The following is a 26,405-nucleotide window of genomic DNA, read 5'->3' as shown; positions in this document are numbered from 1 at the left end:
TACGTCGGCAACGGCAAACCCCGCGGCTTCATGAACCGTTACCCATCTCCTGAGACAGAAACCGTCACCAATGTTCTGAGACAAGAACCGTCACCGAAGACCTGAGACATCACACATGAAACTTGGGTTCCCACAACGTTTCTCATGCAGAAATGCGTTTCTCGAACTCAGGTGGCCGGGTAGGTGACGGTGGTCTCGCTGAGGACTGCGCCCGTGGTGAGCTCAGTCGGGTGCTGCTGGCCCTGGTTCATCAGATGAAACACCTGCTTGTCGTGGGCGATCAGGTGGTCCGCGATGATCCGACGGTGACAGCGCCACCACACCGCCTCGGAGCACATCACTGTCGTGCGATGTTCGCATCCGCGTTCGAGTAACTGCACGAATCCGGTCTGAAACTCATCCGAGAGCGCGTAGTCGGCATAGTTGTGGAAGCTGCGGTTCTGCCAGAAAGCATTAACCTCGAACGGTACGTTCTTCGAAGCCGGGCGACGGCCGCCGAGTTCCGCGATGCGCTCGAAGCGGATGCTGGCGGCGCCCAGCGATTCCCGCAACGAGTCCTCGTCGAACTGAGGATTGCGCCTCGAGCCAGGAAGACGTCGCACATCGATGACCAGACCGATCTCAGCCGACTGCAACACCTCGATGAACTCCTCGATCGAGCGGTTGGAGTGTCCGACGGTGAAGAACGGCAATGGCATGGTGTCAGGCTACGGCGCAGACGCGCGTCGTGCGCGGCATTGACTTGGCGCATGGTTTCCCGTAGGAAAGTACCACGAGCTTTCCAGGTGGAAAGCCTGGTGAGGGTGACGATGGAACAGCGACCGGTGGACGGGCATGACCCGCTGGCACCGCCCACGGCGGATATCGCGCAGGCATATTTGGATGAGCTCAGCGCCGTGCAATCTCGGCGAGAGGAGCATGTCGATCGTCGCGGGGCTGCGTGGCTTGCCCTCGCAGAGGCGATCACCATATCCGTTTATGTGACGATCGCAGGGTTTGCCATCGGGATGACTTCGGCGAACTCGGCGTTCCTCATCGTGCTCGCACTTTTCTTGCTCTGGACTCAGCTAGGCAACGAGCGACGTGAAGAGCTCGGCGGCATTAACCGCTCACGGGCGCGCACATGGGCGGCGGGCATCGGGATCGGTGCGCTGCTGATCATTTTCCTGCTCGGCAGGCTCGTGGCGGCGCTCGTTGGCGGTGAGATACCGCTGGTGATCTATTTCCTGCCCGGCCTCATCGCGCTTGCGGTCGTCGGTGTGCCTGCCGTACGCGATATTCGCGCTTTCCGTCCCGTCGGCGAGCAACCGCCGCACAGACACCTGACCACGCCGGAGCGGTGGGCGACTGTCACCATCGGCGTGATCATGGCTGGGAGCATCTGGGTACTGGGGGTTGGAAGCGAGCTGCTGATATTGACTCTCGCTCCGGTGCTGATGTTCGCCTACCTCGCGTGGTGGGTTGCTGGGCGCATCAGCGAACGGCTGCCGGTCCTGGGAGCAGTGTGGGCCTGGCCGCAGTGGCTGGCGTTCATCCTCGGCGGGGTTGCGGTCACCGCGACAATCAGCGTGCAGCTGCTCGGCCTTGCAGTGTCCGCGAGCACATTCGCGCCGCTCGCCGCTGTGGCAATTTTGCTGGTCTTCGTGGCCAGCGCCTTCATGGACGGCCGTGATGGCTGAGAAGCATCCGCGCCTTCGGTTGGATGACAACTTCGCCAGCCCGATCCGCTTCTCGCTTATGGCTGCGCTGATCGATGGGAATGAGCTCGACTTCGGCACAATCGCCGAGATCCTCCAAGTGGGTGACTCGGCGTTGAGTAAGTCGATCTCGCATCTGCACATCGCTGGCTATGTCGCGACGCGACGAGGTGACGTCGGGAGCCGTCCTCGCACCTGGGTGCGTTCGACGATGAAGGGTGAGCGTGCCTTCGCCGCGCACCTGCAGGCGCTGCAGGAGATCGTCGAGTTCGCAGGTCACCGCAGCTGAGATGCCCCCACCAGATCCGGATGGTGGATGGCAGCGACGTCCGGGTGCGCGCGCAGACGTGACTTCAACGCGTTCTCGCCGTAGAGACTGTGGATCGGGTTCGTCGGATCTGCCGTGACTCCGCGAGCTTCAGCCGCGAGCTCGGCAGGCAAGTCGATCAGTGGGAGACGGGCATCCAATGCTGGATTGAAGAAGAACGGCACCGAGATGCGCTCATTCGGAGCTTTCGGTGAGATCACCCGGTGATTGGTGGCCTTCAGATAACCGCCGGTGGCGTACTCGAGCAACTCGCCGATGTTCACCACGAAAGCCCCGTCGACCGGTGGAGCATCGACCCATTTGCCGTCGCGCTCGACCTGCAGACCGCCCACGCCCGGCTCGACCCACAGCAGCGTCAGTACGCCGGAATCCTTGTGTGCTCCCACGCCCTGCTGGGGCGCGGGCTCATTGGTTCCGGGATAGCGCACGATCTTGATGAGTGTTGACGGGTCGCCGAAGTTCGACTCGAAGTACGACTCGTCGGCGCCGAGAGCAAGAGCCCAGGCCCGAAGCAGTTTGCGGGCAACGCCCGACAGCTGCGCGTGCCATTCGGTCACGACCTCGCGCAGCTCCGGCTGCGCTGCCGGCCAGAGATTCGGTCCGAGTAGGCGGTTGAACGCCGGGCCGTCGGTGACCGTCTCACGCTCGGGGCCGATATCGATCTGCTCTCGCCAGTCGACTTTCCCTTGCGTCCGTTCCCCGCCCACGCGCGTGTAGCCACGGAAGTGTGGGCTCTTGATGTTCTCGATCGACAGCTTCTCCTCCTCAGGCAGAGCGAAGAAGTCCAGGGCTGCCCGGTGCAATCGGCGGGACAGATCCGCAGTCACACCCGTGCCGGTGAGGTAGAAGAAGCCCACGTCGTGGGTGGCCGCGCGCAGGTCATCTCGGAAGCGCGCCGCGGCCTCGATACCGTTGTCGAGCTGGGAGAGGTCGAGGACGGGAAGATTCAGATCAGCCATGGCCTGAGGCTAAACGCCGATCGCTCCGTCCGCGATGAATATTGCCCAGCATTACCGCCGGTAACATTTAGGTCATGCCTCGTCTGTGGATTTCGCTCCGTCTGCTGTTGCCCGCCGTCTGGATCGGACTGATCGTCGGACTGAGCTTCATGGAGACTCCGCTGAAGTTCTTGGCCCCGGGCATCACGACGCCACTGGGCCTCGGTATCGGCCGACTCGTGTTCATCTCGCTGTCGATCGCCGGGTGGATCATCCTCATCGTGCTGACTCTGATCTCTCAAGCCCGGCCGCGCGAGACCCGCGGCGGCTGGATACTGGTCGGGGCAATGTGGGTGATCATGGCTGTCGAGTCCTTCGCGATTCGTCCCGCGCTGGCCGCGCGTAGCGACATCATCATCGCTGGCGGCGACCCGGGAGAATCCGTGCTGCACTACATCTACATAGCGGCCGAACTGCTGCTGCTCGCGGTGCTTGTCTGGTACCTCGTGCTCGGTACACGTCGTATCAAGATCGCCTGAATCGACCGCGCCGCGCGCCTGTCAATCCTCGCGCGGGCGGCGAGAGCCGGTGGGATCCTCGCGGCGCGAGGTGTCACTGCCGAGTCGCTGATCGGAGAAGAGCCAACGCGCACGCGGTTCGATCAGCGGCCGGAACAGCTGGCGCACCGGCTTCGTTGCCAGAACAAGTGCGATTCCGACAGAGAGCACGATCACCATCGGCAACCAGATCCAGGTCGGCTCGGCATCACGCAGGATGCCGGACTCGCGGAACGGGTAGAGCACGAATGAGTGCAGCAGGTACACGTACATCGTGTACTGCCCGAACTGCGTCCACCAGGTGGCGCGACGCGGGATCAGCACGAAGAACGCCGCGGTGAGCAGTAGCCCGATCAGGATCAGCGCCAGTCGAATCGCCCCGGACCACCAGGCGTGCGCGCCCAGTTCGGCGTAGGAATCAACGTAGAAGAACCATCGGTCAAGGTCGATGCTCGACCAGACTTCCACCCAGTTCCAGGCGACGAAGGCGTCCACGGCGAAGATGAGCAGCGCGAGCACTCGCAACCACCAGGGGCGGAAGTCGATCAAGCGCAGTCGGTCGACGATGTCGTGTTCACGCAGCCACCAGCCGAGCACGAAGAACGGCAGAAATCCGAGGGTGCGCGACAGTGAGAAAGTGCTGTCGACATTGGGCAGGTATCCGGCGCCGAGCGAGATCAGCAGACTCCAGGTCAGTGGCCAGCGCAGCAGAGCCAGGTAGGGCAGGACGAGTCGGAAGATGCCGAGTGCCAGCAGGAACCACAGAGTCCAGGATGGTTGGGTGAGGTTCGCAGTCGCCTCTCCCTCCACCAGCCATTTGGTCAGTGTCCACAGCAGTTCGAAGATCACATAGGGCAACAGGATGTCAGTGATCACCCGCGCCATCTGCTTTCTGGTGGGTGGGGCGGATTTCGAGAAGTAGCCGGCGATGATCGCAAATGCGGGCATGTGAAAGGCGTAGAACGACAGGTACAGCGCCATGGCGATGTCGGAGTCATAGGTGAGGCGCTGGATTGCGTGCCCGAGCACGACCAGGACGATGCACGCGTAGCGGGCGTTGTCCCAGAACGGCACGCGCCTGCGGGGTCGACCGGTTGACCCAGTTTCCGGACCGGTGGGCGTGTGCGCGGTACTGCTCATCCAAAGAGGCTACCGGTCGGGAATAAAGTTGCCCGGAGGACGTTTACTCATATATATTCAACTGAATGGATACGGGTTGCTACAGCATCCACCCCACGAACTACGGAGCAAAAGATGAGCGAGTCCACCGACAACTCGGGCATGCAGTTCGGCCTCTTCACGGTCAGCGATGTCACACAGAACCCCGTCACCGGGGAGACTCCGAGCGAAGGCCAGAAGATCAAAGACGCGATCACTATCGCGAAGCACGCCGAAGAAGTGGGGCTGGACGTCTTCGCTGTCGGCGAGCACCACAACCCGCCCTTCTGGTCGTCCTCTCCTTCGACCACGCTCGCCGCGATCGCCGCGCAGACCGAGCGTCTGATCCTGTCGACCTCGACGACGTTGATCACCACGAACGACCCGGTGAAGATCGCCGAAGACTTCGCGATGCTTCAGCACATCTCCGACGGACGCACCGACATCATGCTTGGCCGCGGTAACACCGGGCCCGTCTACCCGTGGTTCGGCAAGGATATCCGCCAGGGCCTGCCGCTCGCGATCGAGAACTACGCTCTGCTTCACAAGCTCTGGCATGAGGACGTCGTCGATTGGGAAGGCAAGTTCCGCACGCCGCTGCAGGGCTTCACCTCCACGCCGCGCCCCCTCGACGGCGTCGCACCCTTCGTGTGGCACGGATCGATCCGCACCCCAGAGATCGCGGAGCAGGCCGCCTACTATGGCGACGGCTTTTTCGCGAACAACATCTTCTGGCCCAAGGAGCACTACCAGCGTCTGATTGAGCTGTACCGCCAGCGCTACGCCCACTACGGACACGGCACACCGGAGCAGGCGATCGTCGGCCTGGGCGGCCAAGCGTTCATGCGCGCGAAGTCGCAGGATGCCGTGAACGAGTTCCGCCCGTACTTCGACAACGCACCGGTCTACGGTCACGGTCCGAGTATGGAGGACTTCACCGAGATGACGCCGTTGACGGTCGGTTCGCCGCAGCAGGTCATCGACCGGTATGCCGGGATGCGCGACTTCTACGGCGACTATCAGCGTCAGCTCTTCCTGATGGACCATGCCGGGCTGCCGTTGAAGATCGTCCTCGAACAGCTCGACATCCTCGGTGGCGAGGTCGTGCCGGTGCTGCGCCGTGAGCTGGCGAAGAACCGTCCGGGAGAAGTTCCGGATGCGCCCACCCATGCCGCACGTGTTCGCGCCGTGTACGGGGACGGACCCACCCGCGAGGCGCGTCCAGGTGTGAACCGCGGCGACAATCTGACAGCAGGCTCCCCGTATCAGGACACACCGGCGCCGGCAGGCGCCGCATTCGGCATCGGCAGGAAGGAAGCGTGAGCATGAGTACTCGTCGTATCGCCGTCATCTCGGCGGGCCTCTCGAATCCGTCATCCACCCGAATGCTGGCCGATCGGCTCGCGGCAGAAACGGTGCGGCACCTCGCCGAATTGGATGTGCAGGCCACCGTTGACGTGATCGAGCTTCGCGACCACGCGCACGACATCACGAACAACATGCTCACGGGTTTCGCGCCGCCGGCGCTGGAATCAGCCATCAACACCGTGTATTCAGCGGATGCCCTGATCGCCGTCACGCCCATCTTCTCGACGAGCTACAGCGGTCTGTTCAAGTCGTTCATCGATGTTCTGGACCCGGATGCGCTCACCGACAAGCCGGTGCTGATCGGTGCGAACGCAGGAACCGCACGGCATTCGCTGGCGATCGACTACGCGATTCGTCCGTTGTTCGCCTACTTGCACGCGGAGGCCGTGTCGACGGGCGTGTTCGCGGCATCCAGCGACTGGGGCGGTGCCGGAGACGAGGTGGCGCCGCTGGCCAAGCGCGTGGCCAAGGGCGCGAAAGAGCTCGCCGAAGCCATTGCTCGTAAGGACGCTGCGCACTCCACAGATCCGTTCGACCCGGCGAACTACCTCGGGGAAGGACGTTCGTTCGGCCACCTGCTCGGTGGACTCGCGGGGGAGTGATACCGCGCGCACGCAAAGCCGAGGGGCGGACCTCGAACAAATAAAAGATGAAGAGGGCCACCCCGATCGGGGTGGCCCTCTGACGGTCAACCGCTCTTGCGTCGGAACTCGCGCCGCGTCTGCGGGGCGTTTGCCGCGTGGACGGCGGATTCGCCATCCAGATGCGACTCACCATTGCGGTGATGTGCGTTCTTCTTCTCGAGCGCTTCCTTGAACTTGCGCTTCATGTCCTCAGACGAGGAGGCTGCGCCTTCTTCGGTGCTCATGAGGTCAGCCTACTCCGACGGTGCCCCAGCAGGAAAGAACTCCTTTCTGCGCGTGTGCCCGAAAACACACGTGAACCGCGACCGCCGGGATCGAACGGAAACCGAATCGGAGACAGCGGGTGAAGAAAGACCGTGCACAGAGTGAACACTCGATGCCTGGGCCGGTTCCGGCGCAATCCCGGTATCCGTGCACGGCATCCTGACATCGTGAGAGTCGCGATTGTGACCGAATCATTCCTGCCGCACATGAACGGTGTGACAGGGTCTGTGCTGCAGATCCTGCGCCACCTCGAACGCAGAGGGCATGTCGCCCATGTGATCGCTCCGGATGCCGCGGGCATCCCCCAGCAGTTGCACGGTGCTGTGATTGAGCCGGTGACCAGCGTCGCGCTGCCCGGCTACCGCGACGTCCGCGTGGGAACAGTCGGCGCCCAGCGCATCGCTTCGTCACTGAACCGATTCCGTCCGGACGTCGTGCACCTGGCCTCACCATTCGCACTCGGGTGGCGCGGCGCGCTGGCCGCATCCCGCAGCGGTGTCGCCTCGGTAGCCGCCTATCAGACCGACGTCGCCGCGTACACCACCCGCTATGGAATGGCAGCAACGACTGAGTTCGCCAAGAACCACCTCGTCCGTCTGCATCGCAGGGCCACCCTCACCCTTGCCCCATCAGCGGGCGCTGAACAGCAGCTCGCTGCACTCGGGATCGACCGCATCCGACACTGGGGGCGTGGTGTGGATGCTGAACGCTTCCATCCCTCGCGGCGCGTCGAACGCGGCGACGGGGGAGAGGTCGTCGTGGGCTACGTCGGGCGGCTTGCGGCAGAGAAGCAGGTGGAGGATCTGCGTGTGCTCGCGCAGCTGGACGGGGTGCGTCTCGTGATCGTCGGTGAGGGCCCGGCCCGGCAGCGACTCGAGTCGCTGATGCCCGGTGCAGCGTTCCTCGGACATCTCACCGGAGACGCGCTCGCGCAGGAGATGGCATCATTCGATATCTTCGTGCACCCCGGCGAGAGCGAGACCTTCGGCCAGACACTGCAAGAGGCGCACGCCAGCGGGGTCCCTGTGGTCGCGACGGGGCGCGGCGGGCCAGTGGATCTCGTCCGGATGGGGATCGACGGCTGGTTGTACCGGCCAGGCGACCTGCAGGACCTGCGCATGCGGGTGGTAGATCTGGTGGGAGATCGGCGTAAGCGCCGTGCTTTCGGGGCTGCCGGGCGTGCGGCTGTGGAGCACCGCAGTTGGGAGGCAGTGTGCGACCGCCTGCTGACACATTTCGCGGAGGCACAAGAGCTGAATTCGGCGGATCGGATGCTCCGGGCGCCGCGGTTGCGACGCCCGGAAACGCCGCAGCCCGTCGCCGGAGGCCACTGGCGACGCTACGTCGCATTGGGCGATTCGCTGACTGAAGGACTGTGCGACCCCGCGCCAGACGGCACACTGCGCGGGTGGGCCGACCGGCTCGCACTGCTGCTGGCGGCGCCCGGCGGACTCCACTATGCGAACCTGGCCGTACGTTCGCGCCGGGTGCGCGACGTGAGCGGACCGCAACTGGCCAGAGCCAGACAACTCCGTCCGGACCTGGTCTCCATCCTGGTCGGGGCCAACGACCTGGTGAGGGCGCGCGTCGATGTAGCTGCACTCGCAGCGCAGGTGGAGACTGCGGTGCGGACACTGCGTGCCGATGACGCCGACGTCATTCTGGTCACGCCGTTCCTCCCGGGGCGAGCAGCGGCGCGGCTGCTCGTGGCACGCTTCGCCGATTTCTCCAACAGGCTCGTCGGCATCGCCGAGCGCACCGGCGCGATTCTGCTGGATACTGATCTGCACCCCGTGCTGGCTTCGCAACCGAACTGGGGTGAGGATCTGGTACATCTGAGCAGTCGCGGCCACCGCTACCTCGCCTACTGCGCGGGTGAGATGCTCGGAGTGCCGCACGCCGAGACTCTCGGTGCGCTGGATGAGGCACTGCATGACGCTGGCCGCCCTGTCTCTCGCGCCGCGTGGTGGCGCAGGTACGCGCTGCCGTGGGCCTGGCGGCGCTTGCGTGGCCGTGCCGCCGGCGACGGGCGAGCCGCCAAGCACGACGACTACGTCTACATCGGCCGCTCGTCGAGCATGCGCGGCGTCGCACTACGCTGAGCGGGTGCGCTGATAGAGTAAAGGTGGACTGCTGTGCGCAGTTCGCGTGCGTTTTCACGCACGCTTACGCATATCCTCGGCCGTCACACGGATGGACGAGTTTAAACAAAGAAGGAGAGACCTCTTGGAAGGTCCTGAAATCACTGCCGCCGAGGCCGTTCTTGACAACGGTCGCTTCGGCACCCGCACCATCCGCTTCGAAACTGGTCGTCTTGCTCAGCAGGCGCAGGGTTCGGTTGCGGCTTACCTCGACGAAGAGACCATGATTCTCTCGGCGACCAGCGCTGGAAAGCACCCGCGCGAAGGCTTTGACTTCTTCCCGCTGACCGTGGACGTCGAAGAGCGTTCCTACGCAGCTGGCAAGATTCCCGGCTCGTTCTTCCGTCGTGAGGGTCGCCCCTCGACTGAGGCGATCCTGGTCTGCCGACTGATCGACCGTCCGCTGCGTCCGTCGTTCGTCGATGGTCTGCGCAACGAGGTCCAGGTCGTCATCACCGTGCTTTCGATTGCGCCGGGCGAGTACTACGACGCTCTCGCGATCAACGCGGCATCCGCGTCGACCCAGATCTCGGGTCTGCCGTTCTCGGGTCCCATCGCCGGTGTGCGTCTCGCGCTCATCCCGGGCCAGGGCGAGCACGCCGACCAGTGGGTCGCGTTCCCGAACGAGGCTCAGGTCGCTGAGGCCGTGTTCGACCTGATGGTCGCCGGTCGTGTCGTCAAGAAGTCTGATGGCTCCGAAGACGTCGCGATCATGATGGTCGAGGCTGAGGCAACCGAAAACAGCTGGAACCTCATCAAGGGCGGCGCCGTAAAGCCGAACGAAGAGGTCGTCGCCGCAGGGCTCGAGGCCGCAAAGCCTTTCCTCAAGCAGCTTGTCGAGGCGCAGGCCGAGATGGCTTCGCACTCCTCGAAGGCTCCGGGCGTCTACCCGGTCTTCCCGGCGTATGAGCAGGGCACCTACGACTTCATCTCCGCATCTGCGACAGCTGACCTCGAGAAGGTCTACCAGATCGCCGACAAGATCGAGCGCCAGACCGCCGATGACGAGGTCAAGGATCGCGTCAAGGCCGAGGTTGCTGCTGCTGTTGAAGCAGGAACCCTTCCTGCGTCTGCAGCCGGTGAGGTCTCCGGTGCATACAAGTCGCTGACCAAGAAGATCGTTCGCGACCGCGTCCTCACCGAGGGTGTCCGTATGGATGGTCGTGGCCTTGCTGACATCCGTCCGCTGGACGCTGAGGTGCAGGTCATCCCGCGCGTGCACGGCTCCGCGATCTTCCAGCGCGGCGAGACCCAGATCATGGGTGTCACCACGCTGAACATGCTCAAGATGGAGCAGCAGATCGACTCGCTGTCTCCGACCACTTCCAAGCGCTACATGCACCACTACAACTTCCCGCCCTACTCGACCGGTGAGACCGGTCGTGTCGGTTCGCCGAAGCGTCGTGAGATCGGGCACGGCTTCCTGGCCGAGCGTGCGCTCATGCCGGTGCTGCCCAGCCGCGAGGAGTTCCCGTACGCGATCCGTCAGGTGTCTGAGGCTCTCAGCTCCAACGGCTCGACGTCGATGGGATCGGTTTGCGCTTCGACTCTGTCGCTGCTGAACGCGGGTGTGCCGCTGCGCGCAGCCGTCGCCGGCATCGCCATGGGCCTCGTCTCCGATGAGGTCGACGGCCAGACGCGCTACGCGGCCCTGACCGACATCCTCGGTGCAGAAGACGCGCTCGGCGACATGGACTTCAAGGTCGCAGGCACCAGCGAGTTCATCACTGCTATCCAGCTCGACACGAAGCTTGACGGCCTCCCGTCGGATGTTCTCACCGGCGCGCTGACGCAGGCCCGTGACGCACGTCTGACGATTCTCGGCGTCTTGAATGCTGCGATCGACACGCCTGACGAGATGGCGCCGACCGCGCCTCGCGTCATCAGCGTTCAGATCCCCGCTGACAAGATCGGTGAGCTGATCGGCCCGAAGGGCAAGACGATCAACGCGATCCAGGACGAGACTGGCGCTCAGATCTCCATCGAGGAAGACGGCACCGTTTACATCGGTGCTGTTGACGGACCCTCGGCTGAGGCCGCGCGCGCTCAGGTCAACGCGATCGCGAACCCGACCAACCCCGAGGTCGGCGAGCAGTTCCTCGGAACTGTTGTGAAGATCGCCTCGTTCGGTGCCTTCATCTCGTTGCTGCCCGGCAAGGATGGTCTGCTGCATGTCACCGAAGTGCGCAAGCTCGCCGGTGGCAAGCGTGTTGAGAACGTTGATGACGTGCTCAACGTAGGCCAGAAGATCCTCGTCAAGATCACGAAGATCGATGACCGCGGCAAGCTGTCGCTGGAGCCCGTCCTCGACGACGCTCCCGCCGCCGATGCTGCGCCCGATGCGGAGTCCGCTGAGGCGTAAAGTCTGAGATTCGGCCCGGATTCTGCTCCATGTGAGTCGAATCCGGGCCTTTCTCGTGCCCGTCGTTATCAGAACGTTGTGAAAACTTGGCTTCCGCCTGCCTGTAATGGCAGGTGAGGGAGGCATTTGCGCTTACCCTCGAAGTACGCACCGGGGGGTGCCGCATGTCAAGCAAGTAACGACAGAGATCACGCGTGCGGAGGTGGTTGAAGGATGCGGTTGTTCGGAACAGGGGACACTGCGCACCAGACGAGCGCGTCCAGCATGTCGTACGAGCATCCTTCCGCTCCGATTCCCGTCGTCGGCCCCGGCATCGGTGAGACGCTGCGTGTTCCGATCGGTGACACCGGGATCGAAGTCTTTCCGCTGATCCTGGGCGCGGCGGAGTTCGGCTGGAATGTCGACCTCGAGACCAGCCATGCGATCCTCGATCGCTACGTGGAGTTTGGTGGCAATGCCGTGCACACCGCCGACGGGTTCTCCGGCGGCCGAAGCGAGCACATCATCGGGCAGTGGCTGCGCTCGCGCAGACAACTGCGTGACGTCGTGCTGGGCGTTCGCGTCGGCTCTCATGCTGACAACCCCGGGCTCGGGGCGACCAACCTCGTGCGCGCCGTCGAAGGCTCTCTCACTCGTCTCGGGGTCGAGCGCATCGACATCCTCTACCTGGATGCCACACTTGATCAGAGCACGAACCTCGAGGACACCCTCGCGACCGCGGAGTGGTTGCGTGGCGCAGGGAAGATCAACGTCCTCGGCGCATTCCGGTTCGCACCGGAACGGCTCGTAGAAGCGCGAATTCTCGCGTCGGCCGGGTATCCCCGTATCGAGGTCCTTGATGAGCCGTACAACCTGATTCGCCGCGATGCATTCGAGGGCGATCTGCGCCTCGTGGCCGGGGCGCAGAACTTGGCAGTCACGCCATCGCACGCGCTGGAGCACGGATTCCTGTCGGGCCGCCACCGCAGCAAGGCGCTGATTTCTCAGGGCGTTCGCGGTGAACAGTTGCGCGAGCGGTTGAATCGCCGCGGCATCCGGATCCTGCGCGCGCTGGACCAGATCGCAACAGATCTTCAGGCACCGGTTGCCGCCGTCTCGATCGCCTGGCTGCTCGCGCAGCGTACGATCGCCGCGCCCATCGTCAATACCTTCGCGATGCAACACGTCGAAGAGCTGATGCAGGGAGCGGGCATCTCGTTGACCCGCACGCAGATCGCAGAACTCACCCGCGCCGGTAATTGAGCACAGCGCGCCCCGAGACGTTTCCGGACGGGTAGGCTGGACGCGCCCCCTGTGACAGTGGGTAACGAAGCGAGTGGGTTGTGACGCATTACATCTATCTGGTCAGACATGGCGAACATCAAGACGCTGAGCACGGCGTCGACGACGGCCCCCTTTCTCCTCGGGGGCGGCGACAGGCGGAATTGATCGCCGACAGGCTGTCCGGTCTTCCGCTGAACCGGGTATGGCATTCGCCACTGCTCCGAGCGACCGAAACTGCCCGAGCGATCGCCGAGCGGCTTCCCGCAGTGACACCTGAGCCATCGGCATTGCTCTTCGACTGCGTTCCCACGGGGATGTCAGACGAGACGCCATCCGCTTATGAACCCTTCTTCGGCTCGATCACAGAAGCTGAGATCGAGGCGGGAGGCGCTCAGATGGCCGACGCGGTCAGCGAATTCCTCGTGCGCAAACAGGGCGATGTTCACGAAGTCCTGATCACGCACAACTTCGTCATCGCCTGGTTCGTACGCGAAGTTCTCGGTGCACCGGAGTGGCGATGGATGACGTTGAACCAGGCTCACTGCGGGTTGACCGTGATTGCGCAGAAGCAGGGCCGGCCCTGGTCGCTCGTCAACCATAATGAGCTCAGCCACCTGCCGGTCGAGTTGTGGACCGGGCTGCCCGACCCGATGCCGGCGTGAACACGTCAGGGGCAGCGGAGCCAAATAGACTGGGTACATGACCAAGCAGGTGGCTCTCGTCGGCGGTACCGGCAAGCTCGGAACGATAATCAAAAGCGTGATTGATGATCTTCCGGGATTCGAAGTGACGCGCGTGCTGTCCTCTTCGAGTGATCTCTCGGAGCTCAGCGATGCTGATCTTGTCGTCGACGCATCCACCCCTCAGGTGAGCATCGAAGTCGTCCGTGCAGCAGTCGAGTACGGGATCAATGTTCTCGTCGCGACATCTGGTTGGTCAGCGGATCGAATCGCGCTGGTTCGTCCGCTGGTGCAATCCGCAGGAACGGGTGCGGTGTTCATTCCGAACTTCTCACTCGGCTCCGTACTCGGCTCGGCCCTCGCCGCCGCAGCGGCACCGTTCTTCTCCTCCGCGGAGATCGTCGAGGCGCATCGCGATACGAAGATCGACTCGCCCAGCGGCACCGCGGTGCGAACCGCTGAGCTCATTGCCGCCGCGCGATCCGAGGTCGGCCCCGTCAACGCGCCCCACGCCGACCAGCGCGCTCGTGGCCAGCAGGTCGCCGGCGTTCCCGTGCATTCGCTCCGCCGCGCCGGGGTGATCGCCCGTCAGGATGCGATTCTGTCCGGACCGGGAGAGACGCTGACCATCACTCACGACACGGTGGAACCCGCCGAGGCCTACGCCCCGGGCATCCGTCTGGCTGTGCCGTTCGCTGCTGAGGCGCGCGGTGTCGTGATCGGTTTGGAGAACATGATTGACATCGGAATCCGAGCCCGCTCGTGATGACGCGCATCGGTGTCGCGCTGATCGGCGCCGCCCTGATCCTGTACTTCGTGCTGATGGGACAGAAGGCCATCCTCTTCATCACGAGTGGTCAACCCGTCGGCATCGCGATGGGCATCGCGCTGCTGGTGCTGCCGATGATCGGGATCTGGGCGCTGGTGCGAGAGATCCAGTTCGGCGTTCAGGCTGAAAAACTCGGCACGAAACTCGACGGCGAGGGCGGGATGCCGGTAGCGGAGACCGACCTGACGCCCAGTGGCCGTATCGCCAAGGCCGATGCCGAACCAATGATCCGGCGCTATATCGCGGAGGCGGATGCTGCTCCGGACGAATGGCGTGCACGGTATCGACTGGGCGTGGTGCAGGATGCCGCAGGGCGGCGTAAAGACGCGCGTGCGAGTATTCGCCACGCCATCCAGGTCTCCAAGCGGAAGGCTTAGCCCTCCGCTCGGAGTGGATACTCAGGCGAGTGTTGCCTCGAGCGTGATCTCGATGCCGGCCAGCGCCTGAGACACCGGGCATCCGGTTTTCGCGCCTTCGGCGATCTCCTGGAACTGCTCCTGGGTGAGTCCGGGAACGGTTGCGTTGACGTTGAGGTGGCTGCCGCTGATACCGACGCCGGGCTTGAAGGTCACCGACGCGCTCGTGTTCACGTTCTCCGGCGGCGTGCCGTTCTCGCTCAGCGCGTGCGAGAGCGCCATGCTGAAGCAGGATGCGTGCGCAGCTGCGATGAGCTCTTCGGGAGTCGTCGTACTGTCGGAGCCTTCGCTGCGGGCCTTCCAGTTGATCGGGAAGGTGCCGATATTCGACGAGGAGAACTGGACAGTGCCGGAGCCCTCGGCAAGAGAACCGTTCCAGATCGTCGTTGCTTCGCTGGTGATAGGCATAATTTCCTCCAGAAGTCGGGACCGGGTGTTCGGTCAGCCTATCGACGAACCACACTCCGGGGAACAGCTCCATCACGTACCGGGTATCCTGACAGACATGAGCGCAGCTGTCCCGACGCCGTATGAAGATCTGCTCCGTGACGTACTTGAGCACGGCACTCACAAGGATGACCGCACCGGAACCGGCACCACCAGCGTGTTCGGACGCCAGATCCGTTTTGATCTGGCTAAGGGCTTCCCGCTGATCACCACCAAGCGGGTGCATTTCAAATCGATCGCCTATGAGCTGCTGTGGTTCCTGCGCGGGGATTCGAATGTCACCTGGCTACAGGAGCATGGCGTCAGCATCTGGGACGAATGGGCCGATGCAGACGGTGACCTCGGCCCGGTCTACGGCGTCCAGTGGCGCTCCTGGCCGACGCCCGACGGCGAGCACATCGATCAGCTCTCGCAGGTGATCGACCAGATTCGGGCGACTCCGGATTCGCGACGCCTGATCGTTTCGGCATGGAACCCGGCCGATATCCCAGACATGGCGCTCGCGCCCTGCCACGCCCTGTTCCAGTTCTACGTCGCCGACGGCAAGCTGTCGTGCCAGCTCTATCAGCGCAGCGCCGACATGTTCCTCGGCGTGCCGTTCAACATCGCCAGCTACGCGCTGCTGACGTTGATGGTCGCCCAGCAAGTGGGGCTCGAACCCGGCGACTTCGTGTGGACCGGTGGCGACTGTCACATCTACGACAATCACCGCGAGCAGGTGCGCGAGCAGCTCTCCCGCGACGCCTACGACTACCCGACGCTGACGTTCGCGCGAAAGCCGGAGTCGATTTTGGACTACGACTTCTCCGATTTCGTCGTCGAGGGCTACCAGCACCACCCGCCGATCCGTGCGGCAGTAGCGGTATGACCTGGGTCGGCCTGATCTGGGCTGAGGCGGCCGGTGGTGTCATCGGCGCCGAAGGCGGCATGCCGTGGCATGTGCCAGAGGATCTCGCGCACTTCAAGGAAATCACGCTGTCCGCACCCGTGGTGATGGGGCGCAAGACCTGGGATTCGCTTCCGGAGCGGTTCCGCCCCCTGCCGCAACGCGACAACATTGTCATCACCCGCCAGCAGGACTGGACAGCCGAAGGTGCACGCCGTGCTCCAGACTTGAGCGCAGCCGTGCGCGGGCTGGACAAGGTCTGGATCATCGGTGGAGCGGAGATCTTCGCTCAGGTGATCGGGCACGCCGATCGGCTGGAGGTCACCGAGCTGGATCTGAAGGTGGCCGGTGATGCTTATGCGCCGTCGAAGGACGGCTGGCGGCTCGTGGACGAGGGGGAGTGGCAGACCTCTCGCGCCGGAATCCGCTTCCGCTTTCTCGGATATGAGCGCTGATGCCGATCGCCCTCATCACGGGTGCCAGCGCTGGCCTCGGCGCTGAATTCGCTCGACAACTCGCTCAGCGCCGAGCTGATCTCGTGCTCGTGGCGCGCTCGGATGATGCTCTGGAGCAACTGGCGGTCGAACTGCGCCAGACCTATGGTGTCGCTGTCGAGGTGCTCGTCGCCGACGTGGTGGATGAGACCGGGGTGGAACGTGTGGTGAAGCGCCTCGTTGACCCGGAGCATCCGATCGATCTGCTGATCAACAACGCGGGGTTCGGGCTCCCACTGAAATTTGCGGACAACGACGTAGCCGATGAAGTGCGGCATCTTCGAATCCATGTCGAAGCGCCGCTGCGGCTGATGCACGCAGCGCTCGGTGCGATGCGTGGACGTGGTGGCCGGATCATCAACGTTGCATCGGTCGCCGCATTCATCCCGCGATCGACGTACGCCGCCTGCAAGAGGTGGCTGGTCGGCTTCAGCGAATGGGCGAACTCCGAATACGCCCGAGATGGCGTCACCGTCACGGCGTTGTGCCCCGGCTTCACGCACACGAATTTTCACGAGCGGATGGGCCTGCCTCCCGGTGAGGAGGGGATCGCCGCGTGGATGTGGCTGGATGCCCGCACCGTCGTTCGCGAGGGACTTCGCGACGCTGCGCGTGGCAAGTCGCTGTCGGTACCGTCCTGGCGCTACAAACTGATCGTCGCGGCGACGCGGATCGTCCCCTCCGCTCTGCTATCTAAGGCCGGACGACGCGGGCGCATGTGATCGCCTTACGCGCTTCGCTGAGGATGCAGCTCAGCGGAAGCGGCCGAGATGAATGCCCGCGTACGCGAGTGCGCCGACCGTTTCTCCATCGGTGATGCGTCCGTCAGCGACCATGCGCAGCACCTCGTCGAACGGGATCCAAGAGACCTCGACGATGCCCTCTTCCGCCTGAGCAGATCCGGCGGCTGCGGTGAGCTCCTCAGCGAGAAACACGTACTCAGGCGCGATGGTTACGCCGTTCAGGGCGTTCATCAGCCCGACCTGCGTCCACGTAGCGGCGCGCATTCCGGTTTCTTCGAGCAGTTCGCGTTGCGCGGCCAGCAGGGGCTCCTCTCCATCGCTGCCGCCGGCGGGAACTTCGATCGATCGTCCGGTCGTGTACCGCTCGAGTGTCACCAGGCACACGCGCATCTCGTCGTCAACGGCAACGATGAAAACGGCGGGGTGACGTACCGAGACCACGCCGTAGATCCCGTCGCCGGCGGGGCCGGTGACAGCATCCTCACGCACTGAGATCCATGGATTCTCGTAAACGATCCGCGAGTCGTTGGTGCGCCAGGTCATGCGTCGACTCTAGTAGCGGCTTCATCCGCGTCGCGGCGAGCGACTCAACACCGATACGCTGGGACCATGACGCACTCGGGTAACCCTTTCGGACAGGTTCTCGTCGCGCTCGTCACTCCGATGACGGCCGACGGTGAAGTCGATTGGCCCGCCGTCGAAAAGCACATGGATGACGTCATCACCGCTGGTGCGGACGGCATCGTTGTGACCGGGACGACTGGCGAGACCTCTACGCTTACCGACCCCGAGAAGCTCAAGCTCGTCGAAGTCGGCAAGTCCGTCTCCTCGGGCCGCGCGAAGATCATCACCGGCGGTGGCTCCAACGAGACAGCGCACGCGATCGAGCTCTACAAGGCCAGTGAGAAAGCCGGCGCTGACGGCATCATGATTGTCACGCCGTACTACAACAAGCCGACCCAGGCAGGAATCCTGACGCATTTCCGTCTGGTGGCAGACTCCACCGACCTGCCGGTGATCCTGTACGACATCCCGGGTCGCACGGGTGTGCCGATCAAGTACGAGACGATTCTGCGTCTGGCCAAGCACCCGAATATTCTTGCCGTGAAGGACGCCAAGGGCGACTTCAGCGAGGTCAGCCGCGTGCTGAATCAGACTGATCTGATGTACTTCTCCGGTGACGATGCGAATGCACTGCCGCATCTCGCCATCGGCGCAACCGGACTCATCGGCGTCACCGCGAATATCACCGCTGCACCGTACCGCACGATCGTGGATGCTGTGAACCGCGGCGACCTTGCTGCCGCCACGGCAGAGCACAAGCGCCTCGAGCCGCTCGTTCGGGCCACGATGACACATGTTCCCGGTACGGTCTCGGCGAAATACATCCTGCACGGCCTCGGCCGTATCTCCAGCCCTCGGGTACGACTTCCGCTGGTCGGTCCGGAGGAGTGGGAGGCCGCGCTCATCGAAGACGAGTTGTCTGTCGTCACCGATATCGCTGGTGCAGATTTCTCGAACTTCCGCCCCGACCGCAATGCGGCCGCCGGTGGTGCCCTGCCGAAGGTGCACGGTACGACGCGCTGAGACGACGGGCGCGTCGCGCGCCCATAAGAACGACCGGGCACGACGAGTGTCCGACTGAGGAGACATCAATGTCCAATCCCATCGCCGCTCCCGAACCGCTCGCCGAGGGGGCCCTCCGCGTCATCCCGCTGGGTGGCTTGGGCGAGATCGGTCGCAACATGACGACCTTCGAGTACGACGGCAAGATCCTCATCGTGGACTGCGGTGTGCTCTTCCCTGAGGAGCACCAGCCCGGCGTCGACCTGATCCTGCCGGACTTCGAGCCGATCAAAGACCGCCTCGACGACATCGTCGGCATCGTCCTCACTCACGGGCACGAAGACCACATCGGTGCCGTTCCGTATCTGCTGCGTCTGAAGAACGACATTCCGCTGATCGGCTCAGGTCTGACACTCGCGCTGATTGAAGCCAAGCTCAAGGAGCATCGGATCAAGGCGTTCACCCTCACGGTGAAGGAAGAGCAGCACGAGAAGGTTGGGCCGTTCGACCTGGAGTTCATCGCGGTTAACCACTCGATTCCGGACGCCCTTGCCGTCGCCATCCGCACACCAGCGGGAATGGTGCTGGCCACCGGCGACTTCAAGATGGACCAGCTGCCGCTGGATGGCCGCATCACCGACCTGCGTGCGTTCTCGCGCTTGGGCGAAGAGGGCGTCGATCTGTTCCTGGTCGATTCCACGAACGCTGACGTGCCCGGTTTCACACCGACCGAGAAGTCCATCGGCCCGGTCCTTGACCAGGTGATCGCCAAGGCACCGCGCCGGGTGATCGTGGCGAGTTTCTCCAGCCACGTGCATCGTGTTCAGCAGGTGCTGGACGCCGCCCACGCGAACGGGCGTCGGGTTGCACTGCTGGGGCGGAGCATGGTGCGCAACATGACCATCGCCGCTGACCTCGGATACCTCAAGGTCCCCGATAACGTGCTCATCGATTACAAGAAGGCGCGAGATCTGCCAGACGAGAAGATCGTCTACATGTCGACCGGTTCCCAGGGTGAGCCGATGGCTGTGCTCAGCCGCATGGCCAACCGTGAGCACGCGATCGAGGTCGGCGAGGGCGACACCGTCATCCTGGCGTCCAGCCTGATCCCCGGTAATGAGAACGCCGTTTACCGTGTCATCGATGGGCTCACGAAGCTCGGCGCCAACGTCGTGCACAAGGCGAACGCCCGGGTGCATGTGTCAGGTCACGCCGCGGCGGGGGAGCTGATCTACTGCTACAACATCCTCAAGCCTAAGAACGTGCTGCCCGTGCACGGCGAATACCGTCACCTGATCGCGAACGCCAAGCTCGCCCAGGAGACCGGCGTCCCGGAGGAGAACACGATCATTGCCTCCAACGGCACGATCATCGACCTCAAGGACGGCGAGGCGCACGTCGCCGGTCAGCTCGACATCGGCTTCGTCTACGTTGATGGCTCGACCGTGGGAGCGATCACGGATGCCGATCTCAAGGACCGGCGGATTCTCGGTGAGGAAGGGTTCGTCTCGATCATCATCGTTGTGGATGCTGCCACCGGAAACATCGTCTCGGGGCCGGAGATCCATGCTCGCGGTATCGCCGAGGACGACACCGTCTTCGATGATGTCGTTCCGAAGATCGTGGCGGCGCTGAAGGAGGCCTCGGGTAACGGCGTGCGTGACACACACGCGCTCTCCCAGGTTGTTCGCCGCACGATCGGACGCTGGGTGAACCAGAAGCTGCGCCGCCGTCCGATGATCGTTCCCCTCGTCATCGCGGCCTAGCCGATTCTGCCGGCATGCCGCGTCATTACGCGGCATTCCGGCAGCGGAACGTAGTCTTTCGGTATGGCCAGGAGTACCACGAAGACCTCGCGCGCGTCCGAGAAGCCTCCGGCGCGCGCCAAGGCCGCGGCCGCACCCAAGAAGTACGTCGACGAGGTTGAGAAGCCGGCACTAGCGGTACGCGCTTGGGTCGGGCTCGCTCATGGCGTCGGCGGCCTCTTCCGCGCGTTCGGCCCGGAGTCACTGGATAAGGATCAGCGTCGGGACGGGTTCCCGCTGCTGCTGGTGCTGCTCGCCTGCCTTGGCGCGGTCAACGAGTGGTTCTTTATCGGCAACGAGATCGCGCAGAACATCAGCGCGTACTCCGTGGGCCTGCTGATCGGGCGTACGGCATTCTTGCTGCCGGTGCTGCTGCTGATTCTGGCCGGCTGGCTGTTCCGGCACCCCTCCTCGGTGCACGACAACGGCCGCATCGGGATCGGCTTCGGTCTTTTCGTGATCTCGATCGCTGGAATCTGTCATGTCGCGGGCGGCAAGCCTGAACCCCAGGACGGCATGCCAGCGCTCAGCGCGGCCGGTGGCCTGTTCGGATGGATGCTGGGGGAGCCGCTGTCGTACCTGACCGACATCGTCGCCTACATCGTGCTTTCGGTTCTGGCAGCGCTCAGCATCCTCATCATCACGAAGACTCCGCCGAACCGCATCGGCACGCGCCTGGGCGATCTCTACGCGTGGATGTTCGGCGCTGAGCGCCCAGACCCGAACGCACAGAAACCGGCAGCGTCCGAGGCCGATGGATCCGACGACGCCGAATCTGACGATTCGCTGCCCTGGTGGCGGCGTAACAAGACCGGCCGCGAAGAGGATCCCGACGAGGGCATCGGGTCACAGGATCTCACTGAACTGCTGCCGCAGAGTGACACCCCGCCGGTGGATAACACCGCCTACGATCAGGCCGTCATCCTCGCTGATCCCGCGGATGCCGCAACCGAGGTCCTCACGGATGTCGAGAGCGTGACAGCCGGTCTGGCAGGTAAAAGCAGCACAGCACTCCTCGACGACTACGGTGACACCGGTGAGCAGCCCGAACTCCCCGGACTCTCCGGATTCGGCACGGACGGCCCCGGCGAACGCGGGCTGCACGCGCCCAGTGCTCCCTATGTGCTGCCGTCGCAGGGGGTGCTCGGCGAAGGTCCGGCTCCGATCATGCGCTCGGACGCGACAGACCGCGTGATTGAACAGCTCACCAGCGTGCTTACGCAGTTCAAGGTGGATGCGAAGGTCACCGGCTTCTCGCGTGGGCCGACGGTGACGCAGTATGAGATCGAGGTCGGTCACGGCGTCAAGGTTGAGAAGATCACGCAGCTGAGCAACAACTTCGCCTACGCGGTTGCTTCGAATGATGTGCGCATCCTCTCGCCGATTCCGGGTAAGAGCGCGATCGGCATCGAGATTCCTAACGTCGACAAGGAGATGGTCGCGCTCGGGGATGTTCTGCGTTCACCGGTGGCCACCAGCAGCACGCACCCGATGACTATCGGCGTTGGCAAGGATGTCGGCGGCAAGATCGTCGTGGCGAACCTCGCGAAGATGCCGCACCTTCTGGTTGCCGGTTCGACCGGTTCTGGTAAGTCCAGCTTCGTGAACTCGATGATCACGAGCTTGCTCATGCGTGCGCGTCCGACAGACGTGCGCATGGTGCTGATCGACCCGAAGCGCGTGGAACTCACCAGCTATGCGGGCGTTCCGCACCTCATCACGCCCATCATCACGAACCCGAAGAAGGCGGCCGAAGCGCTGCAGTGGGTCGTGAAAGAGATGGACATGCGCTACGACGATCTCGCATCGTTCGGCTTCCGCCACATCGACGACTTCAACAAGGCCGTGCGCGCAGGCGAGGTCGAACTCCCCGTCGGCAGCGAGCGGGTGCTCAAGCCCTATCCGTATCTTCTGGTCGTCGTCGACGAGCTCGCCGACCTTATGATGGTCGCTCCGCGGGATGTCGAGGACTCGATCGTCCGCATCACTCAGCTGGCGCGAGCCTCAGGAATTCACTTGGTTCTGGCAACACAGCGTCCGTCTGTCGATGTCGTCACCGGTCTGATCAAGGCCAACGTCCCTTCGCGTCTCGCTTTCGCCGTGACGAGCGTCACGGACAGCCGAGTGATTCTGGATTCTCCAGGTGCAGACAAGCTCATCGGCCAGGGTGATGCGCTCTTCTCGCCGATGGGCTCTTCCAAGCCGTTCCGCCTTCAAGGTGCATGGGTCGAAGAGAGCGAGATCGATGCGGTCGTCAAACATGTGACCGCTCAGGCCCGACCCGAGTACCGGGTTGATGTGCAGGAGGCTCTCGAGCCGAAGAAGAAGAAGGAAGTCGACGAGGACATTGGAGACGACCTCGAGGTGCTGCTGGCCGCAGCTGAGTTGATCGTGTCATCGCAGTTCGGTTCGACGTCGATGCTGCAACGCAAGCTCCGCGTCGGCTTCGCGAAGGCCGGTCGTCTGATGGACCTGCTGGAGTCACGCGAGATCGTCGGCCCGTCCGAGGGATCGAAAGCGCGCGATGTCCTGGTCACACCTGAGCAGCTGCCGGCCGTTATGGCCAAGTTGCGTGGTGATGATGTGCCGGTTGCTGCTGCGCCGGCAGCTCAGCCCGCGCCCGTGGCTCACCCCGCGAACCCGCCCGCTGCGGCGCCCGGGTTCGATCCCATCGAAGCGCAGTTCGAGGGCTTGCCGGTCGTTGACGAAGATGGGGGCGACGAAGACGCCTGGGGACTGACGGGACGCGACTGATGGCCATTCCGCGGCAGCTGCCGAACGCGATCACGATCGCCCGTATCCCGCTCGCCGTCGTCTTTTTCGTGGTGCTGCTGATCGGTGGACCGTTCGGCTCTGATGACCTCACGCTCCGCTGGGTAGCTGGCGTCCTGTTCGTCGTCGCGATATCCACGGACTGGGTCGATGGCTATCTGGCGCGCAAATATGACATCGTCAGCGACTTCGGAAAGCTCTGGGATCCGATCGCGGACAAGCTGCTGACCGGAGCTGGTTTCGTCGGTCTGGCGATTCTCGGCGAATGGCCGTGGTGGGTGGTCATCATCATCCTCATCCGTGAATGGGGTGTGACGCTCCACCGGTTCGTGGTTGCGCGCAGTCACATTGTGGCAGCCGCATGGATGGGAAAGCTCAAGACGGCGGTTCAGGGCGTGGCGTTGAGCTGGTGCCTGCTGCCGCTTCATCAACTGATCGGCATGGACTGGTGGAGCGTCATCGGTGTTGTGCTGATGTACGCGACGCTGGTGCTGACGGTGGTCAGCGGAATCGACTACGTACTCTCACAGGTGCGCGGAGCTCGGGCGAGCCAGCAGTGAGTGCCGCTTCCGAGCTGATCGGCGCACTGACCGAGCGAGGCTGGACGCTCGGGGTAGCCGAATCTTTGACGGGCGGGGCGCTCACAGCCGACCTCGTTTCGGTTCCTGGAGCATCTGCCACGTTGCTGGGCGCGGTGGTCGCTTATGCGACCCCGGTGAAGGCATCGCTGCTCAACGTGGACGCGGAGCTGTTGAAGGAACACGGACCCGTGCATTCGACCGTCGCGGAGCAGATGGCGCTGGGGGTCTGTGGAGCCGTCCAAGTTGACGGACGACCGGCGGATGTCGGTGTGTCGACGACCGGGATCGCCGGGCCCGATTCGCCCGATGGCCAACCTGTGGGCACCGTGCATATCGGAGTGGCCGTTGGCGGTCGCGTCAGCTCCTTTGCCTTTCGATTCCCCGGAGACCGAGCAGCGATTCGCGCTCAGAGCGTGGAAGCGGCGATTCAGGCCGTACGGGAACGGCTGCGGGAATAGTCCTGCCTCGATGCCGGTTATTATCAATGTGTCAATGACAGGCGTGCTCACAAGCAAAGCACAGCGTGAAAGGGTAGCGTTTTTCCTAACGCATCGGGTTAGACTGGCGATCCATTCGCAAGTGGCTCCGGGCAAGGAAATGGAGGGGAGGTTCCGATGATTCTTGTACGACAGGAAATCGGCGATGTGCTGAGGGACTTCCGCCTGCAGAAGGGGCGTACGCTCCGGCAGGTTGCGAGCAAGGCTTCCGTTGCGCTCGGATATCTCAGCGAGGTTGAGCGAGGGCAGAAGGAAGCCTCCAGCGAGATTCTCGCTTCGGTTGCTGAGGCACTCGACGTCCCTATCTCGATGATCATGCGCGAGGTCGGCGACCGCATCTCTGTTCTTGAAGGCATCCAGGTGTTCCCTGATGTTGTTCCGGACGACCTGGTCGCATCGATCGAGCCCGAGCTCTCGCTGCACTGATCGCCGTCGATGCGACGTAGTGAGTTTCTTCGAGCTGTCCAAATTGAGTTCGGTGCGAGGGCTTCGAATCTGACGACGGACCTCGTCTTGGACGCGATCGGCAACCGCACTGCATCGGAAGCGCTGGATGCTGGTGTGGCACCACGTGACATCTGGCTCGCACTCTGCGATGCGACCGATGTTCCGGCGAACCGTCGTTACGGTGCTGGCCGGATGGAGCCGCGAAAGAGCTGAGTCGACGTCCGATACAAGTCGACACAGATTCGGCGTGTCGTCGAATATCTGTTCGAAGTGCGCGTAGTGTTCTGCACACATGGTTTCGAGGCGACGTTTTCCACCGTTCCTGGGATTTCCGACGCAATGTCTGAGCCCCCTTCTACGGTGAAGACAGGCCGAAAAACCATACGCCTTGTCGGAGAGTTCGCCCCAGTCGGGGTGGCCGCGACAGCCTACAGGCGGCACCACGCGAACAAATAGGAGCACATGATGGCATCATCCGCAGACCGCGAGAAGTCCCTGGATTCAGCTCTCGCCCAGATCGACCGGCAGTTCGGAAAAGGCTCGGTCATGCGACTGGGTAGCGACGAGCGCGCGCCGGTTGCCGTCATTCCGACAGGCTCCATCGCCCTCGACGTCGCTCTTGGCGTCGGTGGTCTCCCGCGTGGCCGCATCGTAGAGATCTACGGCCCTGAGTCGTCGGGTAAGACAACGTTGACGCTGCACGCTATCGCGAACGCGCAGCGTGGCGGCGGCATCGCCGCTTTCATCGACGCTGAGCACGCACTTGACCCGGAGTACGCGAAGAAGCTCGGTGTTGACATCGATGCTCTTCTCGTCTCGCAGCCAGACACCGGTGAGCAGGCTCTCGAGATCGCTGACATGCTCGTGCGCTCTGGCGCCATCGACCTCATCGTCATCGACTCGGTGGCTGCTCTTGTGCCGCGTGCTGAGATCGAGGGCGAGATGGGTGATTCTCACGTGGGCCTGCAGGCACGGCTCATGTCGCAGGCACTACGCAAGCTCACGGGTGGTCTGAGCCAGACGAACACCACGATGATCTTCATCAACCAGTTGCGCGAGAAGATCGGTGTCTTCTTTGGTTCGCCGGAGACCACGGCCGGTGGCAAGGCGCTGAAGTTCTACGCTTCGGTGCGACTCGACATTCGTCGCATCGAGACGATGAAGGACGGCACCGAGGCTGTGGGTAACCGCACGCGGGTCAAGGTCGTGAAGAACAAGATGGCTCCGCCCTTCAAGCAGGCAGAATTCGACATCCTGTACGGCACGGGAATCTCCCGTGAGGGAAGTCTCATCGACTTCGGTGTTGAGCACGCTCTCGTGAAGAAGTCGGGCTCCTGGTACACCTACGAGGGCGATCAGCTGGGACAGGGCAAGGAGAACGCCCGTAACTTCCTGATCAAGAACGCTGACATCGCTCTGGAGATCGAGACGAAGATCAAGCAGAAGCTCGGCATCGGTGGCGCGAAGGCAGAAGAGGCGCCTGCGACTGCTGATGAACTCGCACAGCGTCGTCCGGCCTGAT

28 protein-coding genes are annotated in these 26,405 nt (G+C 63.4%); 22 read left to right on the top strand and 6 right to left on the bottom strand.

The annotated features are described in order from the left end of the window. Positions 1–167 precede the first annotated feature (167 nt). Positions 168–698: a DUF488 domain-containing protein gene (locus ACSS7Z_RS11355; RefSeq protein WP_438254838.1), complete on the bottom strand. Its 531-nt coding sequence runs from the start codon at positions 696–698 to the stop codon at positions 168–170. Between the two features lie 105 nt (positions 699–803). Here ACSS7Z_RS11355 and ACSS7Z_RS11350 point away from each other — a divergent pair, with 105 nt between their 5' ends. Next, positions 804–1,679 carry a hypothetical protein gene (locus ACSS7Z_RS11350; RefSeq protein ID WP_438254836.1) on the top strand — a complete coding sequence of 292 codons (876 nt, stop codon included), beginning with the start codon at positions 804–806 and terminating at the stop codon, positions 1,677–1,679. Then, entirely contained in the window at positions 1,672–1,986 is a 315-nt protein-coding gene (locus ACSS7Z_RS11345) for a transcriptional regulator (RefSeq protein WP_438254835.1), read from the top strand. Before ACSS7Z_RS11350 ends, ACSS7Z_RS11345 begins: the two co-directional genes overlap by 8 nt. Here the strand turns inward: ACSS7Z_RS11345 and ACSS7Z_RS11340 are convergent. After that, positions 1,974–2,984 (bottom strand): isopenicillin N synthase family dioxygenase, encoded by a 1,011-nt coding sequence (locus ACSS7Z_RS11340; RefSeq protein ID WP_438254834.1) that lies wholly within the window; start codon positions 2,982–2,984, stop codon positions 1,974–1,976. The two genes, ACSS7Z_RS11345 and ACSS7Z_RS11340, sit on opposite strands and share 13 nt — an antisense overlap. Before the next feature lie 74 nt (positions 2,985–3,058). Here ACSS7Z_RS11340 and ACSS7Z_RS11335 point away from each other — a divergent pair, with 74 nt between their 5' ends. Further along, positions 3,059–3,502 carry a hypothetical protein gene (locus tag ACSS7Z_RS11335; RefSeq protein WP_438254833.1) on the top strand — a complete coding sequence of 148 codons (444 nt, stop codon included), beginning with the start codon at positions 3,059–3,061 and terminating at the stop codon, positions 3,500–3,502. Positions 3,503–3,523: 21 nt separating this feature from the next. Here the strand turns inward: ACSS7Z_RS11335 and ACSS7Z_RS11330 are convergent, their stop codons facing one another. Then, the gene (locus ACSS7Z_RS11330) at positions 3,524–4,660 is read right to left on the bottom strand and encodes an acyltransferase family protein (protein ID WP_438254832.1); all 1,137 of its coding nucleotides are present in this window, start codon (positions 4,658–4,660) and stop codon (positions 3,524–3,526) included. A gap of 141 nt (positions 4,661–4,801) precedes the next feature. Between ACSS7Z_RS11330 and ACSS7Z_RS11325 the strand changes: the two genes are divergently transcribed. Both ACSS7Z_RS11325 and ACSS7Z_RS11320 read left to right on the top strand, forming a co-directional pair. Beyond that, positions 4,802–6,001, top strand: coding sequence for an LLM class flavin-dependent oxidoreductase (locus ACSS7Z_RS11325; RefSeq protein WP_438254867.1), 1,200 nt, complete (start codon positions 4,802–4,804; stop codon positions 5,999–6,001). Positions 6,002–6,003: 2 nt separating this feature from the next. After that, the gene (locus tag ACSS7Z_RS11320) at positions 6,004–6,648 is read left to right on the top strand and encodes an FMN reductase (protein WP_438254831.1); all 645 of its coding nucleotides are present in this window, start codon (positions 6,004–6,006) and stop codon (positions 6,646–6,648) included. 86 nt (positions 6,649–6,734) lie between these two features. Here the strand turns inward: ACSS7Z_RS11320 and ACSS7Z_RS11315 are convergent, their stop codons facing one another. Further along, positions 6,735–6,914, bottom strand: coding sequence for a DUF5302 domain-containing protein (locus ACSS7Z_RS11315; protein WP_438254830.1), 180 nt, complete (start codon positions 6,912–6,914; stop codon positions 6,735–6,737). 222 nt (positions 6,915–7,136) lie between these two features. Here ACSS7Z_RS11315 and ACSS7Z_RS11310 point away from each other — a divergent pair, with 222 nt between their 5' ends. The 6 genes from ACSS7Z_RS11310 (at position 7,137) to ACSS7Z_RS11285 (ending at position 14,606) form a co-directional block, all read left to right on the top strand. Beyond that, complete coding sequence (locus ACSS7Z_RS11310; protein ID WP_438254828.1) at positions 7,137–9,056, top strand: GDSL-type esterase/lipase family protein; 1,920 nt, start codon at positions 7,137–7,139, stop codon at positions 9,054–9,056. Between the two features lie 124 nt (positions 9,057–9,180). After that, on the top strand, positions 9,181–11,457 hold the full coding sequence (locus ACSS7Z_RS11305; RefSeq protein ID WP_438254827.1) for a polyribonucleotide nucleotidyltransferase: 2,277 nt from the start codon (positions 9,181–9,183) through the stop codon (positions 11,455–11,457). Between the two features lie 213 nt (positions 11,458–11,670). Then, on the top strand, positions 11,671–12,699 hold the full coding sequence (locus ACSS7Z_RS11300; protein WP_438254826.1) for an aldo/keto reductase: 1,029 nt from the start codon (positions 11,671–11,673) through the stop codon (positions 12,697–12,699). Between the two features lie 80 nt (positions 12,700–12,779). After that, positions 12,780–13,382 carry a histidine phosphatase family protein gene (locus ACSS7Z_RS11295; RefSeq protein WP_438254824.1) on the top strand — a complete coding sequence of 201 codons (603 nt, stop codon included), beginning with the start codon at positions 12,780–12,782 and terminating at the stop codon, positions 13,380–13,382. Between the two features lie 37 nt (positions 13,383–13,419). Continuing rightward, positions 13,420–14,166: a 4-hydroxy-tetrahydrodipicolinate reductase gene (gene dapB, locus ACSS7Z_RS11290; RefSeq protein WP_438254822.1), complete on the top strand. Its 747-nt coding sequence runs from the start codon at positions 13,420–13,422 to the stop codon at positions 14,164–14,166. Continuing rightward, positions 14,166–14,606: a hypothetical protein gene (locus tag ACSS7Z_RS11285; protein WP_438254820.1), complete on the top strand. Its 441-nt coding sequence runs from the start codon at positions 14,166–14,168 to the stop codon at positions 14,604–14,606. The genes dapB and ACSS7Z_RS11285 overlap by 1 nt, the downstream gene beginning before the upstream one ends. Before the next feature lie 21 nt (positions 14,607–14,627). Here ACSS7Z_RS11285 and ACSS7Z_RS11280 read toward each other — a convergent pair whose 3' ends face one another. Continuing rightward, positions 14,628–15,053, bottom strand: a complete 426-nt coding sequence (locus ACSS7Z_RS11280) for an OsmC family peroxiredoxin (RefSeq protein WP_438254818.1) — start codon at positions 15,051–15,053, stop codon at positions 14,628–14,630. Positions 15,054–15,150: 97 nt separating this feature from the next. On the opposite strand from ACSS7Z_RS11280, the gene ACSS7Z_RS11275 reads away from it, so the two are divergent. Genes ACSS7Z_RS11275 through ACSS7Z_RS11265 form a run of 3 tightly spaced genes read left to right on the top strand, consistent with a single transcriptional unit; the run spans position 15,151 to position 17,194 of the window. Next, positions 15,151–15,960, top strand: a complete 810-nt coding sequence (locus ACSS7Z_RS11275; protein ID WP_438254817.1) for a thymidylate synthase — start codon at positions 15,151–15,153, stop codon at positions 15,958–15,960. Beyond that, on the top strand, positions 15,957–16,433 hold the full coding sequence (locus ACSS7Z_RS11270; protein WP_438254815.1) for a dihydrofolate reductase: 477 nt from the start codon (positions 15,957–15,959) through the stop codon (positions 16,431–16,433). The genes ACSS7Z_RS11275 and ACSS7Z_RS11270 overlap by 4 nt, the downstream gene beginning before the upstream one ends. After that, a complete protein-coding gene (locus ACSS7Z_RS11265; protein ID WP_438254813.1) occupies positions 16,433–17,194 on the top strand; it encodes an SDR family NAD(P)-dependent oxidoreductase in 762 nt (253 codons plus the stop codon). Before ACSS7Z_RS11270 ends, ACSS7Z_RS11265 begins: the two co-directional genes overlap by 1 nt. A gap of 30 nt (positions 17,195–17,224) precedes the next feature. Here ACSS7Z_RS11265 and ACSS7Z_RS11260 read toward each other — a convergent pair whose 3' ends face one another. Further along, positions 17,225–17,758: an NUDIX domain-containing protein gene (locus tag ACSS7Z_RS11260; protein WP_438254812.1), complete on the bottom strand. Its 534-nt coding sequence runs from the start codon at positions 17,756–17,758 to the stop codon at positions 17,225–17,227. A 66-nt stretch (positions 17,759–17,824) separates the two neighbouring features. Between ACSS7Z_RS11260 and dapA the strand changes: the two genes are divergently transcribed. The 8 genes from dapA to recA all read left to right on the top strand — a co-directional run bounded on the left by dapA (position 17,825) and on the right by recA (position 26,404). Continuing rightward, complete coding sequence (dapA, locus tag ACSS7Z_RS11255; protein WP_438254811.1) at positions 17,825–18,802, top strand: 4-hydroxy-tetrahydrodipicolinate synthase; 978 nt, start codon at positions 17,825–17,827, stop codon at positions 18,800–18,802. A 68-nt stretch (positions 18,803–18,870) separates the two neighbouring features. Continuing rightward, entirely contained in the window at positions 18,871–20,547 is a 1,677-nt protein-coding gene (locus tag ACSS7Z_RS11250; protein WP_438254810.1) for a ribonuclease J, read from the top strand. Between the two features lie 63 nt (positions 20,548–20,610). Continuing rightward, complete coding sequence (locus tag ACSS7Z_RS11245; RefSeq protein ID WP_438254809.1) at positions 20,611–23,340, top strand: DNA translocase FtsK; 2,730 nt, start codon at positions 20,611–20,613, stop codon at positions 23,338–23,340. Beyond that, the gene (pgsA, locus tag ACSS7Z_RS11240; protein ID WP_438254807.1) at positions 23,340–23,918 is read left to right on the top strand and encodes a CDP-diacylglycerol--glycerol-3-phosphate 3-phosphatidyltransferase; all 579 of its coding nucleotides are present in this window, start codon (positions 23,340–23,342) and stop codon (positions 23,916–23,918) included. Before ACSS7Z_RS11245 ends, pgsA begins: the two co-directional genes overlap by 1 nt. Then, positions 23,915–24,397 (top strand): CinA family protein, encoded by a 483-nt coding sequence (locus tag ACSS7Z_RS11235; protein WP_438254806.1) that lies wholly within the window; start codon positions 23,915–23,917, stop codon positions 24,395–24,397. Before pgsA ends, ACSS7Z_RS11235 begins: the two co-directional genes overlap by 4 nt. 156 nt (positions 24,398–24,553) lie before the next feature. Then, entirely contained in the window at positions 24,554–24,862 is a 309-nt protein-coding gene (locus tag ACSS7Z_RS11230) for a helix-turn-helix domain-containing protein (RefSeq protein WP_438254804.1), read from the top strand. A 9-nt stretch (positions 24,863–24,871) separates the two neighbouring features. Further along, positions 24,872–25,096 carry a DUF3046 domain-containing protein gene (locus ACSS7Z_RS11225; protein ID WP_438254803.1) on the top strand — a complete coding sequence of 75 codons (225 nt, stop codon included), beginning with the start codon at positions 24,872–24,874 and terminating at the stop codon, positions 25,094–25,096. 252 nt (positions 25,097–25,348) lie between these two features. Further along, positions 25,349–26,404: a recombinase RecA gene (gene recA, locus ACSS7Z_RS11220; RefSeq protein WP_438254802.1), complete on the top strand. Its 1,056-nt coding sequence runs from the start codon at positions 25,349–25,351 to the stop codon at positions 26,402–26,404. Position 26,405 lies beyond the last annotated feature (1 nt).

Origin of the sequence: Microbacterium wangyouchuni (genome assembly GCF_051546305.1) — a bacterium.
In the GTDB taxonomy this organism is placed as follows: domain Bacteria; phylum Actinomycetota; class Actinomycetes; order Actinomycetales; family Microbacteriaceae; genus Microbacterium.
This window is presented reverse-complemented; position numbering and strand designations above follow the sequence as displayed.

Bases quoted from the DNA above. Each gene is read 5' to 3' on its own strand.
- ACSS7Z_RS11265 (WP_438254813.1), top strand. From the start codon at position 16,433: ATGCCGATCGCCCTCATCACGGGTGCCAGCGCTGGCCTCGGCGCTGAA.
- ACSS7Z_RS11340 (WP_438254834.1), bottom strand. From the start codon at position 2,984: ATGGCTGATCTGAATCTTCCCGTCCTCGACCTCTCCCAGCTCGACAAC.
- ACSS7Z_RS11285 (WP_438254820.1), top strand. From the start codon at position 14,166: ATGACGCGCATCGGTGTCGCGCTGATCGGCGCCGCCCTGATCCTGTAC.
- dapA (WP_438254811.1), top strand. From the start codon at position 17,825: ATGACGCACTCGGGTAACCCTTTCGGACAGGTTCTCGTCGCGCTCGTC.
- ACSS7Z_RS11300 (WP_438254826.1), top strand. From the start codon at position 11,671: ATGCGGTTGTTCGGAACAGGGGACACTGCGCACCAGACGAGCGCGTCC.
- ACSS7Z_RS11245 (WP_438254809.1), top strand. From the start codon at position 20,611: ATGGCCAGGAGTACCACGAAGACCTCGCGCGCGTCCGAGAAGCCTCCG.
- ACSS7Z_RS11315 (WP_438254830.1), bottom strand. From the start codon at position 6,914: ATGAGCACCGAAGAAGGCGCAGCCTCCTCGTCTGAGGACATGAAGCGC.
- ACSS7Z_RS11230 (WP_438254804.1), top strand. From the start codon at position 24,554: ATGATTCTTGTACGACAGGAAATCGGCGATGTGCTGAGGGACTTCCGC.
- ACSS7Z_RS11275 (WP_438254817.1), top strand. From the start codon at position 15,151: ATGAGCGCAGCTGTCCCGACGCCGTATGAAGATCTGCTCCGTGACGTA.
- ACSS7Z_RS11355 (WP_438254838.1), bottom strand. From the start codon at position 698: ATGCCATTGCCGTTCTTCACCGTCGGACACTCCAACCGCTCGATCGAG.
- ACSS7Z_RS11320 (WP_438254831.1), top strand. From the start codon at position 6,004: ATGAGTACTCGTCGTATCGCCGTCATCTCGGCGGGCCTCTCGAATCCG.
- ACSS7Z_RS11225 (WP_438254803.1), top strand. From the start codon at position 24,872: ATGCGACGTAGTGAGTTTCTTCGAGCTGTCCAAATTGAGTTCGGTGCG.
- ACSS7Z_RS11280 (WP_438254818.1), bottom strand. From the start codon at position 15,053: ATGCCTATCACCAGCGAAGCAACGACGATCTGGAACGGTTCTCTTGCC.
- ACSS7Z_RS11330 (WP_438254832.1), bottom strand. From the start codon at position 4,660: ATGAGCAGTACCGCGCACACGCCCACCGGTCCGGAAACTGGGTCAACC.
- pgsA (WP_438254807.1), top strand. From the start codon at position 23,340: ATGGCCATTCCGCGGCAGCTGCCGAACGCGATCACGATCGCCCGTATC.
- ACSS7Z_RS11260 (WP_438254812.1), bottom strand. From the start codon at position 17,758: ATGACCTGGCGCACCAACGACTCGCGGATCGTTTACGAGAATCCATGG.
- ACSS7Z_RS11345 (WP_438254835.1), top strand. From the start codon at position 1,672: ATGGCTGAGAAGCATCCGCGCCTTCGGTTGGATGACAACTTCGCCAGC.
- ACSS7Z_RS11250 (WP_438254810.1), top strand. From the start codon at position 18,871: ATGTCCAATCCCATCGCCGCTCCCGAACCGCTCGCCGAGGGGGCCCTC.
- ACSS7Z_RS11325 (WP_438254867.1), top strand. From the start codon at position 4,802: ATGCAGTTCGGCCTCTTCACGGTCAGCGATGTCACACAGAACCCCGTC.
- ACSS7Z_RS11270 (WP_438254815.1), top strand. From the start codon at position 15,957: ATGACCTGGGTCGGCCTGATCTGGGCTGAGGCGGCCGGTGGTGTCATC.
- recA (WP_438254802.1), top strand. From the start codon at position 25,349: ATGGCATCATCCGCAGACCGCGAGAAGTCCCTGGATTCAGCTCTCGCC.
- dapB (WP_438254822.1), top strand. From the start codon at position 13,420: ATGACCAAGCAGGTGGCTCTCGTCGGCGGTACCGGCAAGCTCGGAACG.
- ACSS7Z_RS11335 (WP_438254833.1), top strand. From the start codon at position 3,059: ATGCCTCGTCTGTGGATTTCGCTCCGTCTGCTGTTGCCCGCCGTCTGG.